Below are 19426 nucleotides of genomic sequence, written 5' to 3' on the forward strand. Positions count from 1 at the left end.
TGACGAATATGGCTGCTGCTTCCACACGCGCTGCGACGCGTTCCGTGCCCGAAGGCAAGAACAGCTTTCGCCGCAACCAGCAGATTTTCGTCTGGTCGGTGATTCTGCCGATGCTGTTGTTCTTCGCTGTCTTTTACGTCTACCCGATCATCTCGGGATTTGCCGGCAGCTTGACCAACTGGCAGGCTTTTCAGAATCCGGAAGAGCGGCGGTTTATTGGACTGGATAACTACATCCGGCTGATCAATGATCCCGTGTTCCAAGCTTCCGTCGTCAATACCTTCAAGTACGCGCTGATCTACATGCCGCTCTCGATTGTGCTGGCGCTGCTGTGCGCGCTGGCGATCAATGCGGCGGGACGGTTGGCGGGCTTTTTCCGTACCGTGTACTTTCTCCCGGTCGTCACCTCGGTGATCGCGACGGCGCTGATCTGGTCAGTCGGCTTTTACCAGCCGCGCTACGGCCTGTTCAATCAGGTGTTTGCGCTGGCGGGGCTCCCGCAGCAGCCGTTTTTGCGTTCACCCGCGACGGCGCTGTTCTCCGTGATCATCTACGCCGTATGGAAGAACCTCGGCTACGACATTGTGATCTTCATGGCGGGTTTGAGCGCGATCCCGTCCACATTCTATGAAGCGGCGCGCGTCGATGGCGCGACGCGCTGGCAAACCTTCCGGCGCATCACGCTGCCGCTGCTGCGTCCGACGACCGTGTTTGTGATCATCACGGGCGTCATCAATTCGCTGCAGGTCTACGGCCCAATCTACATCATGACTGTGGCTTCCGGCGCGGATAAGCCCGGCGGTCCGCTCAATTCGACGATTGTTGTCTCGGTGTATCAATGGCAGGTCGCCTTTGGTGAGCTTCAGCTCGGCTACGGCTCGGCGATGGGCATTGTGTTGTTCCTGATCATCCTCGTGATCACACTCCTGCAATCGCGTCTGCTGCGGCGCAACTGGGAATACTAGGGCGCAGCGCTTGCTGGTAACACATCAGACGAGCGAAGACGCTCTAGGAGCAGGGGACGCCATGAAGAGGGTGTCTAAAACGGTGGACAGTTATCTTAATGAGAGGTATTTGTAGGGACAAGGCATGCCTTGTCCTCTGTGAATTTCTCTGAAAATTAGGACGAGGCATGCCTCGTCCCTACAGATGATTACGTTATTGGACACTCTTTGAATCGCATCTCTGTCCAAGCAGCGCTTTCTCGTAGGGACATGATTGATCGTGTCCGCTGTGCCCCAGAAACTGCTGGGTAACCCGTGTTACGGGTTTGCCCGTCCACGTCCCACGCCGCACGAATATTGCATGATCATCACCCTTCGCCTGCAACCCGGCTCACGTTTCAGCCTGAGCGGGATTAGGGTGTGGCTCAGCGTATAATCAGGCTATGCGGACACATCTCCGAGGAGTAGACACACGACGATGAGCAAGTTTTTGTCCCACGCCAGACAACCCGACCCCGTCACCCAAGCAAAAATCGACGATTTGCTGGCGCGCATGACGCTGGAGGAAAAAGTTGGCCAGTTAGTGATGCTGAGCGCGTTTGCACCCATGGATTGGGATCAGGCGTTCAAAGAGCAGAAGTTAGCCGAGCAGAAGGGCGAAACGTACGAGTTTCCGATCAAAGTGAGTCCCCGCATCATCGAGAAGATCCGCAAAGGTGAGGCAGGCGCAACGATTTCGGCGGAGCGCATGGTGAATCACGAAATTCAGCGGACAGCGCGGCACGAATCGCGCCTTGGCAATTCCCATGCTCATCGGGCACGATGTGATTCATGGGCTGCACACCGTCTTCCCGATTCCACTCGCGGAGTCCTGCACCTGGAATCCTGACCTGTTGGAACAGGCGGCGCGCGCCGCGGCGATTGAAGCCTCAACCGTGGGGATCGACTGGATTTTCGCGCCGATGATCGACATCGCGCGGGATGCGCGCTGGGGACGCATCGCCGAAGGCGCGGGTGAAGACCCGTGTTTGGGGACGGCCATGGCGCTCGCGCGGGTGCGCGGCTTCCAAACCGACGATCTGCCGGTCGGTCACCGCATCGCCGCGTGTCCCAAGCATTATGTCGGCTATGGCGCGGCAGAAGCTGGGCGCGACTATAACTCGGTCGAATTGTCGGAGCGCACGCTCCGTGACATTTACCTCCCGCCGTTCAAAGCGGCGTTGGCCGCGGGCGCGGGCAGCGTCATGAGCGCGTTCAACGAGATCGCGGGCGTGCCGGGCACCTGTAATACCTTCCTGCTGCGCACTGTGCTGCGCGATGAGTGGGGCTGGAACGGCGTCGTGGTCAGCGACTACAACTCGATTGGCGAACTGGTGCAGCACGGGGTCGCGGCAGACCTGCGGGAAGCGGCCAAACTGAGCATCCTCGCGGGCGTGGATCTCGACATGGAGAGCGGTGCGTATGATCAGCACCTCGCGAGCCTGGTCAGAGATGGCGAGGTGCCCGTCGCGCTGGTCGATGAAGCGGTGCGCCGCGTCTTGCAGTTGAAGTTCAGCCTCGGTCTGTTCGAGCATGCCGAATTCGACACCACGCTCGCTAAAAATACGCTCATGGCTCCGGAATTTCAGGCGCTGGCGTTGGCGGTGGCGCAGCAGTCACTGGTGCTGCTCAAGAATGACGATCAGGTGCTGCCGTTGACAGCCGGCCAGCAGCGCATCGCACTGATCGGGCCGCTGGCAAACAACCGCGCGGATCTGCTCGGCATGTGGTCGATGGCGAGTCAAGCCTATGCGGTGGAGACTGTGCTGCATGGGCTGGCGCAGTACGACGCGCAGGTGATCTATGAGCAGGGCTGTTCCATCGAAGGGGATGACCTGAACCTGACCGCGGCGGTACAGGCCGCCGAACTGGCCGATGTTGTGGTGCTGGTCGTCGGCGAAAGCGCGGCGATGAGCGGCGAAGCGCATTCGCGGGTGTACCTCGGTCTGCCCGGCAGCCAGCCGGCGCTGTTCGATGCGCTCGTGGCGACTGGTAAACCGCTTATCACGGTGTTGATGAGCGGTCGTCCGCTCGTCATTCCGCAGATTGCGCAGAAATCAGCGGCGCTGCTGGTGGCGTGGCATGGCGGCATCCGCGCGGGGCAGGCGGTCGCCGATGTTCTGTTCGGCGCAGTCAACCCGTCGGGCAAGCTCACGGCCAGTTTTCCCCGCGCCGAAGGGCAGATCCCCGTGTTTTATGCGCACAAAGCGACCGGACGCCCCGCCGAAGGCGCGGGCACGACGCAGTTTTTCGAACCGTTCCGCTCGACTTATCTCGACGAATCCAATGCGCCGCTGTTCGCGTTCGGCGAAGGGCTGAGCTATTCCCGGTTTGTGTACAGCGACCTCGCCGTGCTGACGCCTGTGGTCGCCCGTGACGGAGTGCTGCAAGTGACCGCCACCGTGCACAATGCGAGCAACCGCGCTGGCGCGGAAGTGGTGCAGTTGTATGTGCGCGATCTGGTCGGCTCGGTGACGCGCCCGGTCAAAGAACTGAAAGGCTTTCAGCGGATTACGTTGGCGGCGGACGAACAGCAGATGGTGCGCTTCGAGATTCCTGTCAGCGAATTAGGTTTTCATGGCCTGGACATGCAGTATCGCGTCGAGCCGGGGGCATTCAAGGTCTGGATTGGGCCTGACTCGACGGATGGGCTCGAAGGCGCATTCACTGTGACTGCCTAACTGGGAGGAGGCCGCTGTGTCACTCAGGCGACACAGCGGACCGTGGTTTTAGCTCGGTGTGGCTTCCACGCGCGTCACGATGACCATGCGGACACGTCCGGCGGAGACAGCTAACCTGCGGATGGCTCCGGTTTCACTGCGGACGACATCGAACACCGCCCCTTCACCACTCGTCAGAAGATCACGGTTCACGACGCGCAGAGGTTGGGGAGCATGGTCACCAATGCGCAGATGCAGGGCATCCGCCTGCAGCGACAGGTGGTAGCTGACGTCCAACTCGTCGGAATAGTATTCGCCGCACAGCGTCTCGAGATCGGCTGCTGACACGGGATCAGACGGACGCTGGCGGTAGATTTCGGCGCCCCGCGGGCTGAACTCATCCTCCGTCCGCAGTCCGCCCGTCCCTTCGACCTCCAGATGGAAGCGGTACGGCAAGTTGGTCACGCGCCAGCGGCCCGCGGATTCTTGGACCAGCTTGAGCGGATACCCCGACAAAATCGCTACGGCCTCGCCATCGTGCTGCGTCAGTTCGATCACCGCGCGGGTCTGGTCACTCTGGTAGAACCCGGCGAACGGCGTCAGATCAACGGCTTGATCGGCGGGGACGGTGGGCAGTTCCGGCAGCGGCTCGGGGAACACATCGGCGAGGTAGAGATCGGCGACCTGTTTGGCGAGCTGCGACGGCGACATACTCCCCAAATTCGCCAGCACAATGACGGAAAAGCGCTGTTCCGGGAACCGCAGCAATTCGGCGCGGTAGCCCGCCCACGCGCCACCATGATGAATGGTCGGCAGCCCGCGATAATCACTGGTGAACAGCCCTAACCCATAGCCAATCGGCGTGCCATCGTTGAACTGGCCGGACGCCACCATTTGCTCGATCAGCGCTTGCCCGCCGCCGAGCTGGTTGGCGTAGAAGTTCTGATCCCAGCGGTAGAGGTCGCCCACGGTGGTGAGGATCGGGCCGTCGCCGAAGCCGCCCGGCTCAATCGCTTCGCTGCGGAAGCCGTCCTCGACGCTGCCCGAATAACTGAGCGCGCGGTTGCGCGTAATCCGCAGCGGATCGTCGTTGATGTCACTGGCGCTCATGCCCAAGGGCGCGAAGAAGGTCGCGCGCAGTAGGTCGGGGTATGGCGTGTTGGTCACGCGCGACGCGATCACGCCGAGCAGGAGATAGCCGGTGTTGGAGTACAGGAATTCTTCGCCGGGCACGAAGTTGAGGTGACGCTGGCGGCCAATCAGTTCCAGCAGCGCGTCGACATCTTCCATCACGTCAAACGACTTCCCCGCGAGCAGCAGCAAGACCAGATAGTCGCGCAGGCCGCTGGTATGGTGCAGCAGTTGGCGAATCGTGATCGGATGGTCGTACTGTGGCAGCTCCGGGACGTACTTCTGGACGGGATCATCCAGCGACAAGGCGCCGCGCTCGGCCAGCAGCGCGATCTGCATGGCGGCGAACTGCTTGCCCGTCGACCCGATGTCCAGCACTGACTCGGGCTTCAATGGCACGTCGCGCTCTAAGTCCGCCATGCCGTAGCCGCGCTGATAGATCAACTGGCCGTCCTGGATGACGCCGAGCACACAGCCCGGGGAGTCGGTGCGATTCCAACGTGCAAACAGTGCGTCGACCTGCTGCTGGGAAACTGGCATGTGAACTGCCTTTCGCGGATAGGGATCAGCCTTGAGATCAGGCTTGCCATTCTATCCAAGAAGCGGCTGCATCACGAATGCCGCGGTTCGCTCTCGTGGTGGACAGTACGGAAGTCGCGGTAAGATGTGCACTAGATCGCTGGTTACAAAGGGAAAGTGGCATGTCGGTGACATTGAAGGAAGTTCGTGACGTCTTGAAGCAGCCGTTGGTCGCTCGGCTGGGAACGGTAGATGCCGAAGGGTATCCACACATTACACCGCTGTGGTTTTTGCTGGAAGATGACCGGGATGAGGTCGTCATCATGGCGGATCGCACCGCGCGCAAAGTCCAGAACCTTGTCGCTCATCCGCGCGGTGCGGTGCAGGTCGGCGGCGATCCGCTGCCCGATGGTCAAGGTGGCCATACCCCCGGCGTCATGCTGCAAGGCGATTTCGCGGTCGAGGATGACCCTGCGCATGCGGTCACGGCGCGCATCACCCGGCATTATCTGCCGGCAGCCGCGGATCAGCTCTTGGAGACGTGGAAAAACGATGACATCGTCGTGCTGCGGCTCAAAATTCGCAAGGTGATCCGCGTTAGCGGTTAGCCGCGGGTTGGAAAGGGCGCGTTGAGGCTGAGTAGCAGGGACGAAGACCCTCCCCAAGTGTGGTTGAGGACAGGACACTTTTAACATGGGGACCCATTAACGCGATCGTTTGAGGGAAAACGTGTTCTGTAGGGACGCGCAACGGCGCGTCCGTTTCGTTAATTCGGCGGACGCCCCGTTGGGCGTCCCTACAATTCCCGCGATTGTTAAAACTATCCCTCCGTCACCCAATTGTGGGGAGGAAATGGTGTCGTTTAGCCTTTGACTGACCCTTGCAGCAATGCGGAAATAATCTGGCGCTGGAACAGCACGAAGACCACCAGCGTGGGCAGCAGGATCAGAATGGTGCCCGCGCACAGCAGGGGGACGTTGGTCGCATAGTGTCCCTGAAACGCGCCGAGCGCCCCGGCCATCGTGCGCTCGGTCGGATCCTCGACGAGCACGAGCGCGAGCAAAAACTGATTCCACGTCCACACCGACATCAGGATGCCGAGCGATGCCATTGGCGCGCGCGCAAGCGGCAGGTGAATGCGCGCGAACAAATCCCACAGTGTGGCGCCATCCACGCGCGCCGCCTCGGAGATCTCCGTCGGCATGTTGACGAAATGCGCGCGCATCCAGAACACGGCGAACGGCATATACAAACCGATCAAGGGCAGCACCACGGCCAACCGGGTGTTGTAGATGCCGAGCGCGCGTTCCAGATAGTAGAGGGGCACGATGATCCCGCCGAAGGGGAGCGTCAGCCCAAAGACGAACAACGCGAGCAATATGCGGGAGCCGGGGATGCGCAGTTGACCAATCGCAAATCCGGCCATCGTCGAGATGAGCAGCGACACGGGCACGACCGCGAGCACGATGTACAGGCTCGAACCCAACAGCGCGGTCATGTTCGCGACACTGAAGGCTTCGATGAAGTTGCTCCACTGCGGGTCAGCGGGCCATTCGAGACCACCGGGTACGGTGTTCGACGGATGCAGCGCGGTCATGAATATGCTGATGAACGGCAGGATGGTGATCACCATGAGGCCGAGCAGCAGCAGGCGTCCGCTGTACAGTTCGGAACGGTCAATCTTCATTATTTGGCCTCCCGGTTGAGGCGTTGGAAGGGGAGGATGATGATCAGCACCAGCGCGGTCAGGATGACTGCCAGCGCTGACGCCGGCCCAATCCGCTGCTCGGTGAACGCCAGAATATAGATCTGGATGCCGGGGACGGCGGTCGAATTGCCCGGCCCGCCCGCGGTTGATACGTAGACGATATCGAAGGCGGCCAGCGCGGCGATCACCGTTACCGTGAGGCACACGCCGATCTCGTTGCGCAGCAGCGGCACGGTGATGCGACTGAATTCGGTGAACCAACTCGCGCCATCAATGCGCGCCGACTCAAAGAGGGCGGGGTCGAGCTTGGTCATGCCCGTCCACAGGAGGACAGTGCAGAAGCCGAGCAGCACCCAAATGCCAATGAAACCGACGGCGGGCAGCGCCCAGTCGAAGTCACCGAGCCACGCCCGGGTGACGGTACTCAGACCGATGCCGCGGAGAATCTCGTTGACCAGACCGGGGAGCGACAGTAGGCGCCCCCAGATGATCCCAGCGGCCACCAGTGGAATGACTTGCGGCAAGAACAAAACGGTGCGCGCGGTCGCGCCGAAGCGCCCCGTGGCGGTGCGATGCATGATGCTGGCGACCACCAGCCCGAGCGACACCGGGATGAAACTGAAGAAGACGACCAACCGGAGCGAGTTGAAGATCGTTCCCAGCAGATCGGGATCTTCGAGGACGCGAACATAATTGTCGAGCCCCACCCACGTCATCTGACCGATGCCGTTCCAGCGCACAAACGAGTACTGGATGCTCATCAGCAGGGGGAGGAGCACAAAGACCGCGTACATGACTAAGGCGGGCAGGACAAACAGCCAGCCGATGAAGTGCTCCCGGCGTGCCCCCTGTTGGAAGGGGGTCTGCCGGGACACGTTGGGAGCCGCGGGACGATTGTCTGACGTGTTCATTGTCATAGTCGATCAGGCAGGCGCAGGCAATCGCCCTGCGGCCGTAACCTTTACTCAGAAAGCTGCCGCTCGTATTCGGCCTGTACCGCTTGGAGCAGACCCGCCGCATCCTGCCGACCGCCAACCATCTTCTGGAGTTCCGGCGTCCAGCCCTGCGCGAAGATCGCGCTGGTGGCGTTGGCGATGAAGTCCATCGACGTCCCCGCTTCGCCGATCACCGAACCGGCGGCGAGCGTTTCAATCGTGATCGAACCTTCGGCAACCTCGGGCATCGGCAGACCGGACGGGCCACCGGGGTTCGAGCCGCCGACATCCACGCCGATCTGGCGCGCCGTTTCGTTTGAGCCGACCCAGTTGAGGAAGAAGGCCGCGCAATCCGCATTGGCGGCGTTGGCCGCGATGCCGAAGGTCAGCGGGGCGGACATGGCCGCGGGCGCGCCACCTTCTTCAGCGGACGGCATGACGAAGAAGCCGACATTGCCAGCCATGGTCGCATCGTAGGCGGCATTCTGCCAGTCACCGTTGAAGATGAAGACGCCTTCGCCTTCGCCAAAGCGGGCATTGGCATCCGTGTATTCGATGGCGTTGATGTCTTCGGGGAAGTAGCCATTGGCAATCCAGTCGGCCAGATGCTGCGCGGCGACGAGATTCTCAGGCGTGTCGATGGTCGCGCCGGGCTTCTGGAAGATCCAGTCATTGATGGGATCGACCGAGCCGACCGACGCCATCAGCGCCTGCAGCGGGAAGGCCAAGCCCATACCGCTTTGCGCGCTGCCCCACTGCATGATGGGGAGCAGACCTGCGTCCTTGGCGGCGGCGAGCAGGGCTTCGAATTCGGCGAGGGTCGCCGGCGGTTCGGTCATACCGATCTGCGCGGCCTGTTCTTTGTTGTAGAAGATGCCCGTCAGGCTGTAGTTGAGGCCCATCGCGAAGAGCGAACCGGAACCGCGCGTGCCATCTTCAGCGACGCGATTCTGATTGAGCTGCGGCACGGGCCAATCGTTCCAGCCGAAGGCTTCCGCGTATTCATCCAGATTCTTGAGCAGACCCTGATTGGCGAACGACACCATGGTGGGCAGACGGATGAGATCCGGCGGATTGTCGCCCGAGAGCAGACGCGGAGTTGCGTTGATCAGGTTGGCGAACTGGTCCTGGCTGATGTCCCATGTGACATTCGGGAACTGATTCGTGAACTCTTCGGCAAGGCGGAAGGGCAGATCAAACCCGGTTTCGAAGTAGCCGCGGAGCGTCACCGGCTCGGTGCCGCAGTCGACCGCCTGCGCGGTCACCTTGGGCGCTTGTAGGGCAATGCCGAAAATTGCCAACACGGCGGCGGTGGTCAGGATCAGATAAAACAAACGTTTCATGCTAATATCTCCTATGTTTGTCAATCAGGTTCAATAATGGGCCTGGCGACAGAGTCGGGCGGCCACCCGGCTCTGTCCGTTTCTAGCGCTGTCGATACCTCGCTCCTTTCTCACCCACTGGCTCTCGCTTCGCAAAATTGTCAACAGAAGTGACGCTGCACCGGGCAGACGTGTTTCTGATGGCCCTTAAGTAGCATTCAGCCGCTGCGTGGTCTGGCGCACCACCAGTTCTAGCGGTGGTAGGTGCCGCGGCTTGACGTTGTCGGGTGTGCTCAAGAGGTCGAGCAGGGTTTGCATGCCGAGGTAGCCGCTTTGCTCCAGATGCTGGCGGACAGTCGTCAGCCCGACGTAGCGGCTCAACTGCACATCGTCGAAGCCAATCACGGAGATGTCTTCCGGCACGCGCAGACCAGCCGCGCGAATCGCCAGCATGCAGCCGACCGCCTGAATGTCAGACATGGCGAAGATGGCGGTGGGTGGCTCGCGCAGACTCAGCAGCCCCTGCGTCAGCTTGTACGCGGCTTCCTCGCCGTGGACACCCAAAGCGGTGTACTCCGCGTGGAAGGGGACACCATACGCCTCCAACGCCGTCACATAGCCTTGGTAGCGAAGTTCGCCCGTGGGCACGCCATAATCATTCGGGAATTCGTCGCCCACATACGCTACCCGCCGGTGCCCCAGTTCCAACAGGTGCTGCGTGGCCATGTACCCCCCATGGATGTTGTCGGGGCTGATGCAGTTGGGCTCTCCGGCGCACACATCACTCAGCAATACAAATGGGATGCCCGCCTGCGTCAACAGCTCCCGCTCCTCGTCGGTCACATTGAGCGTCGTGATCAGCAGTCCATCGAGATTGGATTGGTCGATCAGCGCGAGCAGTTGGTCGTGCTGTCGCTTTGGTTCGCTGACGGTATAGAGAATCAGGTTGAAGTCGTTGGCTTGGTGACTGAGGGCGGTCTGCATACCGCGCAGACGTTCCACAAACGAGGGCGGGGTGATATACGGCATGATGGCGCCAATGTTGCGATGCTGCGTGCCCGTCGACAGCTGCCGCGCGGCTTTGCTGCGGCGGAAACCGAGTTCCCGAATCGCGGTCAGGACCTTTTCCTGCGTTTCCGGGCTGACCCGACTGCTGTTGTTGAGCACGCGCGAGACCGTCCCCACGCCGACTCCGGCGGCTCGCGCCACATCGTAAATCGTTGGATTGGGCATCACAAACTGCACCCGTTCTAAATAACACTCTTTGTCGTGGAAGCGCTTCCATCATGGTAGAACTGTTTTAGAAGCCTGTCAAGTAGTTGGAAATGAGGAGGGGGTGAAAGGTGCGGAGGGGTTGCTAAACTGCGGCTCTGCGCTCGGCGTTAGGTTGGCGAGAACCTACTTAAGCTGCGGTTGACGGGGGGCTGCGGGCTGCTGCTGTGACTCAGGGCGGGCTGACGATCAATTCGCCGTCCACAAAGTCAGCCAGATGAACGCGGGTAACCGCTTCGGGCTGTCCGGATTGGTACAGCGGCGCGAGTTCACCGCTGGTCGCGTCGAACAGACTGAGGTAGAGACTGTCCGGTGGCCCGCCGTCCAGCGCAGCGATATAACTGGTGGTGAAGGTCACTTTCCCCGCGAACCAGCGCCACGAGCCCTCAGTGAAGTCTTGATCCGAACCTTCGCCGGTGCCGATGACCTGTCCCTCACGTTCGAGTTCGAGGCGCGGACGCCAATCCCGGATCACGGGCGCTTGCGCGTACCAGAACAGGTTGACGATCAGCACCCCATCATCGCGCGCGGTCGTCTGCAGGCCCACCAGCTTGGCGACGCCGTCGAGGCTGAGATCCTCGACCAGCTCCGGGCCGACGGGTAGTTGATCGATGGGAGGCGCGACGGCCAGCACCAGCAGCCAGCCGACCAATCCGGCGAGTGCCAATCGACCCGGCAGCAGCACCCAGCGGCGTGCATGTTCAAACAGCGCCAAGCAGGTAACTTCGACGAAGAGTACAACTTGCATGAGCGCGATCAGTGGCGTCCACCGGAGGAAGTAGTAGGCGAGGAAGCTGCCCAACCACCCGAACGGCGCGTTTACGGCATAGAGCAGATTCAGGGTGAAGGTAAACGCCAGTGTGCCCACCACCAGCCGTAAACGCGGCTCCTGCGCGAGGCCGATCAGAGACAAAATCACCGTGGGGTACAGGTAGCGCTCGTGAATCTGCGTGGGCAGCATGAAGAAGCCGAAGTACAGCGCCGCGCCCCACACGAATTCGCGTGAACAGTGCGCCTGCCGCCACATGCCGATACACAGCGCAGGTATAGACCAGCAGATCCGGCCTGAAAGTCGGTCAGCGGGCGAACCAGTGCCCCGTTGTCCTCGAAGGCGACGCCGCCGAGTGTGCCGAGCCAGTAACCCGGTTCGAGCACGTGCCACAAGTTGAGCGCGAAAATCGTCGTGAAGGGGAAGACATCGACACTCCCGCGCGAATAGGGAGCGAGCGCGTAAGCCCAACCGCTGCCGATAACGTAAGGCGCGAGGACGGCGCAAAACACGGCGATCCCGGGGGCGCCGCCTGCCAGCGCCGCCATGTCAGCACGACCAGCAGCGGCAGCAGGACAATACTCTGAAACTTTGTCAGCAATGCCAGCGCATACAGCACCCACGCGAGGCGTACTTTGCCCTCGTTGAACGCCATGAGCGCCACGACCAAGAACAGCGTAAAGATGGGGTCACTCTGCCCCCACATGACGGAGTCGAGGATGAACGCCGGATGAAGCGCGATCACCAGCGGAATCAGCCAGCGCAGAGCGCCCCGTCCCCGCAGCCAGCGCCACAGGATGAGAATTAGCAGGATTTCCGCCGTGATGGGCCAGAGTTTTAGGCGCATCGTCCACGTGAACTGCACCGATTCGAGGAAATTCCACACGAATGGGATTTCAGCCACGGCTTGTGACAGTCCGTTGAGGACGAGAAAGATGGGTGGGTGATTGGCCTCGGTGAGCCTGTAGACTTCAAAGCCAGCTTTGTACGACATTTCGCCCCACCACCCGTTCAGAAACAGGTCGCCGGGGACACCTTCAACACCGAGAAACGGCCAGCGCACCAGCAGTGCAAGGGGGATAAACCATGCGCGGAGCGGAGGGGGGGGGGGGGGGGGGGGGGGGGGGGGGGGGGGATAGCGGTGGTCACCTGATACTGCCTCAATCTGGATGCTGGGCGTGCACACAGCAGTCAAACCGACTAACGAAAAGTTCTGGTGCCGAAATAACTTAACCGAGAACCGACAACTATGCCCAGCGCAGGCGCGGCGGAAGCGGGACGTCAAACCGAGCTGCGTAGCGGTACTCACTTAATTTTATGCGCAATGTATGGTACGGAAGGCTGAAGAATTCGCCTGGTCCAGCAGCAAACTTGGCTAGGGTTCGAGCCGCAGTGCGGCCTTGCCACTCCACCTTGGATGACGCGTGTATCTGCCGAGAATATGGTGTTGGGTTTTTTTTGTAATGACAATCGAAATGAATTTTATAGTATCCTGATAAGACATTTAATTCTTCATTAAGTCACAAATGGATGGATTAGGAGCAGGCGGGCGTGAAACAAGCGGTGGATCAGCACTGGGAACAGCACACAGATCGGCTGCGGCGTGTGCTTGCATGCTCCCGCTTCGGCCTCATCTCGGACTTTGATGGTACGTTAAGCGCGTTCGCCCCGCATCCCGATGTGGCGACTATCGTTCCGGAGAACGCGCGCCTCCTCGACGGACTGGCGGAGCGGGTGACGGTGGTCGCGCTTGTGTCTGGCCGGAGCGTACAGGATGTCCGCGCGCGGTTTACGCGTCCGCAGCTCGTCTACTATGGGAATCACGGACTGGAACGCTGGTCCGCTGATGGGCCAAGGCTGGTCGAGACCGCCCTTGCGTGGCGGGAGCGCCTGCAGACCGTGCTCAACGCGGTGCGCGCTCTAGAGATGGCGGGCGTCATCGTCGAGGACAAAGATGTTACCGGGTCGATCCACTATCGTTTGGCCGCTGACCCGGAGGCGACCAAGGCGCAGTTACAGGCGTATCTGCTGCCGTTGTGTAAGCTGACGGGCCTGCAATTGAGCGCGGGCCAGTTCATCTGGGATATCAAGCCGCCGCTGCGCGTGGACAAGGGCACGGCCGTTCGCGCCATTGCCGACGACTATCGGCTAGAGAGCGTACTCTTTTTCGGCGATGACGTGACCGATTACGCCGCCATGCGCGCGCTGCGCGAACTGGCTGCCGACCCGACCCGCGACCTGCAAACCCTGTCGGTTGGTGTCGTGCATCCGACCACACCGCCGGATCTTTTCGCCGTTTGTGATTTGACAGCCAATGGCGTGCCGGATGTCACGCACTGTTTGCGCTGGATACTGGAGCACCGAACACCGCCCACTGCTCGTCAAAGCCTAGGGGAAAACTGATGGAAAACCAAACTGTGCACATCTTAGTCGTTTCAAACCGAGGACCGTTCTCGTTTTCCGTGCGTGATGGTGAGCCGCACGCCGTCCGCGGGTCGGGGGGGCTGGTCACTGCCCTCAGCGCGGTCGCGCGCCAGCATGAGATCCTGTGGATCTCGTGCGCGTTGAGCAAAGGGGATCGCGAGTGGCTGCACCTGATGGGCGAGGGCATCCACCAAGTGGGGGAGATGAGCATTCGTCTCGTGCAGCCCGACGCGGCGCAGTACCATGCCTACTACAACGTCATCAGCAATCCGCTGCTCTGGTTCGTGCAGCATCAACTCCACGATACGCCGCGCCATCCCATCATCGATGAGAACACGTGGAAAGCGTGGTCGAATGGCTACACTGCCATCAACCGGCAGTTAGCGCAGGCGGTCGCGGAGAGCATTCAGCAACTGGAAGGGCGCATCCTCGTGCTGGTGCAGGATTATCATCTGTACCTGTTTCCGCGGTTCCTGCGCGAACTGGTCGGCGATCGGGTCATCATTCAGTCGTTTCTCCACATTCCGTGGCCCAGCGCGGATGCATGGCGTATGCTGCCGCTGCCCATGCGCCGCGATCTCATCACGTCGATGCTGCACGCGGATCGCGTCGGCTTCCAGACGGAGCGCGATACCCGCCGCTTTCTCCAGACGTGTGTCGATGTGCTCCCGGATGTCCGTGTGAGCAAGCCGTGGCGCCGCCTCGCCTTCCGGGGACGCGAAGTTGAGGCGACCCCATACCCGATTTCGGTGGATGTGGAGTATCTGGAACAGCGCTTGGACAGCCCCGAAGTGCAGCAGCAGGTGGCGCGCCTCCAAAATCAGTACGAGGGGCAAAAACTCATTTTGCGCGTGGATCGCGTCGAGCCAAGCAAAAATATCCTGCGCGGTTTCCTCGCCTTCCGCAATCTGCTGCTCGCTCATCCTGAATACTGCGGTCGGGTGGACATGCTGGCGCTGCTGGTGCCATCGCGCACCGAAGTGACCGAATACCGCAGCTATCTGCGGGAAGTGATGGCGCTCGTCGGCGAGATCAATGCAACGTTGAGCGATGGCGAGTGGGAGCCGATCCGCGTGCTGCTGGGCAACAATTATGACCGGGCGGTGGCGGCGTTCACGTTGTATGACGTGTTGCTCGTCAACCCGCTCGCCGATGGCATGAATCTGGTGGCGAAAGAGGGCGCAGCGCTCAACCGTCAGGACGGGGTGGTCATCCTGTCGGAAGAAGCGGGTGTGGCCGAAGGCTTCGGCGATGCCGCGCTGCTGGTTTCGCCCTACGACGTTTACGGCACCCGCGAAGCGCTCCGGCAGGCGCTCGATATGCCCGAGGCGGAGCGGCACGACCGCGCCACCAAACTCAAAGCGCAGGTGCGGCAAAACGACATTCATCACTGGTTTCGCCTTCAGCTGGAGGATGCCGAACACCAGTGGAACGCAGGCCGCTAAGCGCTCCCGCCGTCCGATAACTATTGTGAGGGCCGCACGGTCGTACACCCCTCCAATATCCTCTTCAACTAATTCCCCGATACAGCACTTAAGTAACAATACGGCACATGCTCTGCCCGTTGACCAGCTAAACTCGGGATGCTGACCAACGGTATTACCGTCTTTTCCACGCCGTGAGGTATGCTCAGGGGAGGATTGACTTATGAGAAAGCCTGTCTATGAGTACCTTATTTGTTTTTGATGCTCCCTATTCTGGCGCTTTTCAAACCCTCTCTGATCCGCCGCTGCAGCCCGACGAAGTCCGCATTCAAACCCTCTATTCCGGCATCAGCGCCGGGACCGAACTGACTTACTGGCGGGGCACGAATCCCTATCTGACGCGCCGTTGGGATGCTGATCGGCGCTTATTCGTCGAGTCAGCGGAACCGAGCTTCAGCTATCCGGTGCTGAATCTCGGCTATGAGGAGGTCGGCCAAGTCGTCGAAGTCGGCACGGCGGTGAGCGACATCCAGGTTGGCGCACACCTGTTCGGCACGTGGGGACATCGCACGCACCATGTGGCCAAGGTCGACTATGCCCGCCCGCGCCTGATGCCCGCTGGTCTTGATCCGCTGTGCGGCATTTTCTCGCATCTCGGCGCAATCGCGCTAAACGGCGTGCATGATGCGGCGATCCGCTTAGGGGATACGGTCGCCATTTTTGGACTGGGCGCGCTCGGTCAAATCGTCGCGCTGACGGCGAAACGTTCCGGCGCGAAAGTCATTGCGGTCGACTTGCTTGACTCGCGCTTGGAGATGGCGCAGCGCCTGGGCGCGGATGTTGTGCTGAACGCGGGGCAGGGCAGCGCCGCCGAGGCGATCAAGGATTTGACGGGCGGCCTAGGCGCGGATGTGTGCATCGAAGTGTCCGGTTCGACCATCGCGCTCAACGAGGCGATTCGCGCCGCCGCCTACTCGGCGCGGGTGGTGGCGATGGGCTTCTTTCAAGGTGAAGCCAAGGGCTTGACGCTCGGCGCGGAGTTTCACCATAACCGGATCAACCTCGTGTGTTCGCAGATTTCCGGCGTGTCACCTGAACTCAGCTACCGTTGGACGAAGCTGCGCCTGTGGCAGTCGGCGATCCGCTTGCAGGCGGATGGTGTGCTCGATCTGCGCGCGCTGATTACGCACCGCGCCCCGTTTGCGGACGCCGAGTCGATGTACCGGCTGATCGACGAACGCCCGAACGAAGTGCTGCTCGCTGTGCTTGAATTTGGAGGTGTGTGATGCGCATTGGGATCATGGGTACGGGCGACGTCGCCGGACGGCATGCCGCCGTCATCAACAGCTTAAAGGACGAAGGCGTGGAGATTGTCGCGCTGAGCAACCGCACCGAGGAGAAAGCGCGCGCGTTCGCGGCGAAATACGCGCCAGAAGCCGCGATCTATACGGAGAACCATGCGTTGCTTGATGAGGCGCGGCTCGATCTCGTCGTGATCTGTCTGCCGCCCTTCGCCCACACGGATGAGGTGGAACGGGCCGCGGCCAACGGCATCCACATCCTGATGGAAAAGCCGATAGCGCTCGCTGCAGAGCAGGCATGGCGCATGGTCGATGCCGTTGAGCGGGCGGGGATCAAGACGCAGGTAGGGTTTCAGTTCCGCTTTGGCGAGGCGGTCGAGGCGTTTAAGGCGCTGCAAGCGGAAGGTAAAACAGGCGGCGTCGCCCTCTTCAACGGACGCTACTTCTGTAATGCGCTGCATGCGTCGTGGTGGCGCGACCGGGACAAATCCGGCGGTCAAGTGATCGAACAGGCGATTCATCTGTTCGACCTGATGCGCTATTTTATGGGGCAGCCCGTTGCGGTTTACAGCCGGCAGACCAATCTGTTCCATTCCACTGTGCCGGGCTACACCAGCGAAGACACGAGCGCGACGACGGTCACGTTTGCCAATGGGGGGATGGGCGTCATCACGGCGACCAACAATGCCGTCCCCGGTAAATGGATCGGCGATTACCGCGTGGTGGCCGAGAAGCTGACCGCCGATTTTGCGAGCGCCAACATGGCGGCCTTCACGCACACTGATCAGCCGGATACACCCGTCACCAAGATCGACTCGTTACGCGATATGCGCGTGGCCATGCTGCGCGATCTGCTCACGGCCATCCAATCGGGTGGACAGACGCGCACGCCGCTGCGCGACGGGGCGACGATCCTCGAACTGGTGCTGGCGGCGCGGCGCTCCGCTGAGGAACGCCGGGAGGTTGCCCTGTGAACGTTGTCCTACGTTCGGGAGTGCTGTCAATCGAGACCGAATTTGTCGGTCTTGGCGAACTGCTCCCGGTGATCAACGGCGCTCGAGTTGAAGCGGCGGTTTGGCGCGCGGCGCGACCGGGACGCTATGAATGTAGCTTGCCAACGCCCCTCACTGGAACGTTTTACGTTGAAATCAACCAAAAGTATGCGGATCATCTGCTCTATGGCCTCAGCGGCTTGCCCGCCGAAATCGTGCTCGACTCGTTCGGGATCGCCTTCACCCGGTTGACCAATCTGCGCGCGTTTCTGCGCATGGGCTACTACAGTTGGGATGGCGCGAGCTACATCGAACCGGAAACTGCGCCGCCCGGATTGATTCAAGGTTACGCGCTGACGCAATTGCTCCCGCGCTATGGTGCGGGGAGTGTGGTCATCGGTTTTCATCGACATGATCGCTTTCAACACACCCTCACGCTCGACAACCGCCAGACGCCGTACACGCTGCTCATTGAAACACTGTGGGATCGCAAAGCACATGCTGACGGGTGCGAATCTGAACAACTGGATATCATCGAGTCGACCAATCCCTACGAACATGCTCTTCAAGAATGGGCTGAACCGATCGGTGATGATCAACGTGGGGAAGGCTTTGAAGGCATTTCCGGTTGGTGTTCGTGGTACAACCTGTATGCCTCCATCACGGAAGAGAACATCCTTGAACACTTGCGGGCGACAGCGGAGGTCAACCAACGCGAGCAGCTCAACATGCGCGTGTTCCAGATCGACGACGGGTTTACGCCGGAGATGGGCGACTGGCTGGACGTGAAACCGCAGTTCCCGCGCGGCATGAAACCCGTGCTGGATGATATTCGCGCGGCAGGCTTCACGCCGGGGCTGTGGATCGCGCCATTCATGGTCGGCAACCGGAGTAAGCTGTACCGCGATCATCCCGACTGGGTGGTCAAAGATCACGACGGCCAACCCATCGCCCACATGCAGTTCTACGCCGAGTTCCGCTGGCACAAACGCAGCGAGGCCTACTACATCCTCGATACGACGCACCCCGACGCCTTCGCCTATTTGCGTGAGGTGTTCCGCGTGTGGCGCTATGAGTGGAGCTGTGAGTACTTCAAGACCGACTTTATGCACTTCGGCAGCGAATACGGGCCGGATCGGGCGGTGTGGCACACGCCCGGCCTGACGCGCATCGAAATCTGGCGGCGCACCGCAGAGATGATCCGCGAAACGATTGGCGAGGACGCGCTCTGGTTGGGCTGCGGTTGTCCCTTATTTGCGTCGATTGGATTGGTTGATGCGCTGCGCATCGGGCGCGATGTCGGCGTGGAGTGGCGCGGCGATTACTCGGCGCAGTCCATGCTGCGCGATAGTCTGCTGCGCAATTTCGCGAACGGGATGTTCTGGCGCGCCGACCCTGACTGCATCCTCCTCCGTGACCGCTTCCATAACCTGAGCGACATTGAAGTGCGCTCGCTGGCGATCTACGCGGGCATGGCGGGTCAGGTCATCATGACGAGCGATAATCTCGCGGAATTGTCGCCGGAACGCTTACGTCTTTGGAAATTGATCGCCCAAGATGCGGCGTTTGGCGCGGAGTGTGCCTATCCCCTGCTGGGCAAATCGACGTTCGCCTATGGCACGGATGCGCGTGGACGACCTGAAGGCCGCGCGGTTGACCCGGTCATCGTCCAGGTGAGAAGTAACGGCATTGATCGCGCCGTCTTCATCCTGAACGCTGGCGAAATCTCGGTCGAGCGCGTGTATCCACTGGAAGTGCTGGGCATCCCTGTCCAACAATACGCCTATGATTGGACGGCGGATCGCGCCTACCCCGAACCGATTGACAGAATCGCGGTCACGCTCGCCCCCCACGACGGCGCTCTGATCTTCCTGTCGAAGGAACCGATCTGCGCCGCGCCGGAGCATCTGCCTTAAGTAAACCTCACCCCCCAACCCCCTCTCCGAGCGGAGAGGGGGAGCTACTGCGAGTCTGTTGGCTCCCCTC

16 protein-coding genes are annotated in these 19426 nt (G+C 60.9%); 9 read left to right on the plus strand and 7 right to left on the minus strand.

The window, feature by feature from the left end:
- Window positions 1–8 precede the first annotated feature (8 nt).
- The 3 genes from IPK17_RS34150 (at window position 9) to IPK17_RS34160 (ending at window position 3664) form a co-directional block, all read left to right on the plus strand.
- Window positions 9–965, plus strand: coding sequence for a carbohydrate ABC transporter permease (locus tag IPK17_RS34150; protein WP_343422194.1), 957 nt, complete (start codon window positions 9–11; stop codon window positions 963–965).
- A 457-nt stretch (window positions 966–1422) separates the two neighbouring features.
- Window positions 1423–1833, plus strand: a complete 411-nt coding sequence (locus IPK17_RS34155; RefSeq protein ID WP_343422195.1) for a hypothetical protein — start codon at window positions 1423–1425, stop codon at window positions 1831–1833.
- Window positions 1739–3664 (plus strand): glycoside hydrolase family 3 N-terminal domain-containing protein, encoded by a 1926-nt coding sequence (locus IPK17_RS34160; RefSeq protein ID WP_343422196.1) that lies wholly within the window; start codon window positions 1739–1741, stop codon window positions 3662–3664. Before IPK17_RS34155 ends, IPK17_RS34160 begins: the two co-directional genes overlap by 95 nt.
- Window positions 3665–3712: 48 nt before the next feature.
- On the opposite strand, the gene IPK17_RS34165 is transcribed toward IPK17_RS34160, so the two are convergent.
- Complete coding sequence (locus IPK17_RS34165) at window positions 3713–5314, minus strand: serine hydrolase domain-containing protein (protein ID WP_343422197.1); 1602 nt, start codon at window positions 5312–5314, stop codon at window positions 3713–3715.
- A 161-nt stretch (window positions 5315–5475) separates the two neighbouring features.
- On the opposite strand from IPK17_RS34165, the gene IPK17_RS34170 reads away from it, so the two are divergent.
- Window positions 5476–5901 carry a pyridoxamine 5'-phosphate oxidase family protein gene (locus tag IPK17_RS34170; protein WP_343422198.1) on the plus strand — a complete coding sequence of 142 codons (426 nt, stop codon included), beginning with the start codon at window positions 5476–5478 and terminating at the stop codon, window positions 5899–5901.
- A 254-nt stretch (window positions 5902–6155) separates the two neighbouring features.
- Here IPK17_RS34170 and IPK17_RS34175 read toward each other — a convergent pair whose 3' ends face one another.
- The 6 genes from IPK17_RS34175 to IPK17_RS34200 form a co-directional block, all read right to left on the minus strand.
- The gene (locus IPK17_RS34175; RefSeq protein WP_343422199.1) at window positions 6156–6980 is read right to left on the minus strand and encodes a carbohydrate ABC transporter permease; all 825 of its coding nucleotides are present in this window, start codon (window positions 6978–6980) and stop codon (window positions 6156–6158) included.
- Complete coding sequence (locus IPK17_RS34180; protein ID WP_343422200.1) at window positions 6980–7876, minus strand: carbohydrate ABC transporter permease; 897 nt, start codon at window positions 7874–7876, stop codon at window positions 6980–6982. The genes IPK17_RS34175 and IPK17_RS34180 overlap by 1 nt, the downstream gene beginning before the upstream one ends.
- 86 nt (window positions 7877–7962) lie before the next feature.
- On the minus strand, window positions 7963–9279 hold the full coding sequence (locus IPK17_RS34185; RefSeq protein WP_343422201.1) for an ABC transporter substrate-binding protein: 1317 nt from the start codon (window positions 9277–9279) through the stop codon (window positions 7963–7965).
- 186 nt (window positions 9280–9465) lie between these two features.
- Window positions 9466–10491, minus strand: a complete 1026-nt coding sequence (locus IPK17_RS34190; protein WP_343422202.1) for a LacI family DNA-binding transcriptional regulator — start codon at window positions 10489–10491, stop codon at window positions 9466–9468.
- Between the two features lie 211 nt (window positions 10492–10702).
- The gene (locus IPK17_RS34195; RefSeq protein WP_343422203.1) at window positions 10703–11557 is read right to left on the minus strand and encodes a hypothetical protein; all 855 of its coding nucleotides are present in this window, start codon (window positions 11555–11557) and stop codon (window positions 10703–10705) included.
- A gap of 49 nt (window positions 11558–11606) precedes the next feature.
- Window positions 11607–12362, minus strand: a complete 756-nt coding sequence (locus tag IPK17_RS34200) for a putative hexosyltransferase (protein WP_343422204.1) — start codon at window positions 12360–12362, stop codon at window positions 11607–11609.
- Window positions 12363–12850: 488 nt separating this feature from the next.
- Between IPK17_RS34200 and otsB the strand changes: the two genes are divergently transcribed.
- The 5 genes from otsB to IPK17_RS34225 all read left to right on the plus strand — a co-directional run bounded on the left by otsB (window position 12851) and on the right by IPK17_RS34225 (window position 19356).
- Window positions 12851–13702, plus strand: a complete 852-nt coding sequence (gene otsB, locus IPK17_RS34205) for a trehalose-phosphatase (RefSeq protein ID WP_343422205.1) — start codon at window positions 12851–12853, stop codon at window positions 13700–13702.
- Window positions 13702–15168 carry an alpha,alpha-trehalose-phosphate synthase (UDP-forming) gene (locus IPK17_RS34210; RefSeq protein ID WP_343422206.1) on the plus strand — a complete coding sequence of 489 codons (1467 nt, stop codon included), beginning with the start codon at window positions 13702–13704 and terminating at the stop codon, window positions 15166–15168. The genes otsB and IPK17_RS34210 overlap by 1 nt, the downstream gene beginning before the upstream one ends.
- 218 nt (window positions 15169–15386) lie before the next feature.
- Window positions 15387–16433 (plus strand): zinc-binding dehydrogenase, encoded by a 1047-nt coding sequence (locus IPK17_RS34215; RefSeq protein WP_343422207.1) that lies wholly within the window; start codon window positions 15387–15389, stop codon window positions 16431–16433.
- Window positions 16433–17422 (plus strand): Gfo/Idh/MocA family protein, encoded by a 990-nt coding sequence (locus IPK17_RS34220; RefSeq protein WP_343422208.1) that lies wholly within the window; start codon window positions 16433–16435, stop codon window positions 17420–17422. The genes IPK17_RS34215 and IPK17_RS34220 overlap by 1 nt, the downstream gene beginning before the upstream one ends.
- Window positions 17419–19356, plus strand: a complete 1938-nt coding sequence (locus IPK17_RS34225; protein WP_343422209.1) for a glycoside hydrolase family 36 protein — start codon at window positions 17419–17421, stop codon at window positions 19354–19356. Before IPK17_RS34220 ends, IPK17_RS34225 begins: the two co-directional genes overlap by 4 nt.
- The last annotated feature ends 70 nt before the right edge of the window (window positions 19357–19426 follow it).

It is taken from the genome of Candidatus Flexifilum breve (genome assembly GCF_016713355.1).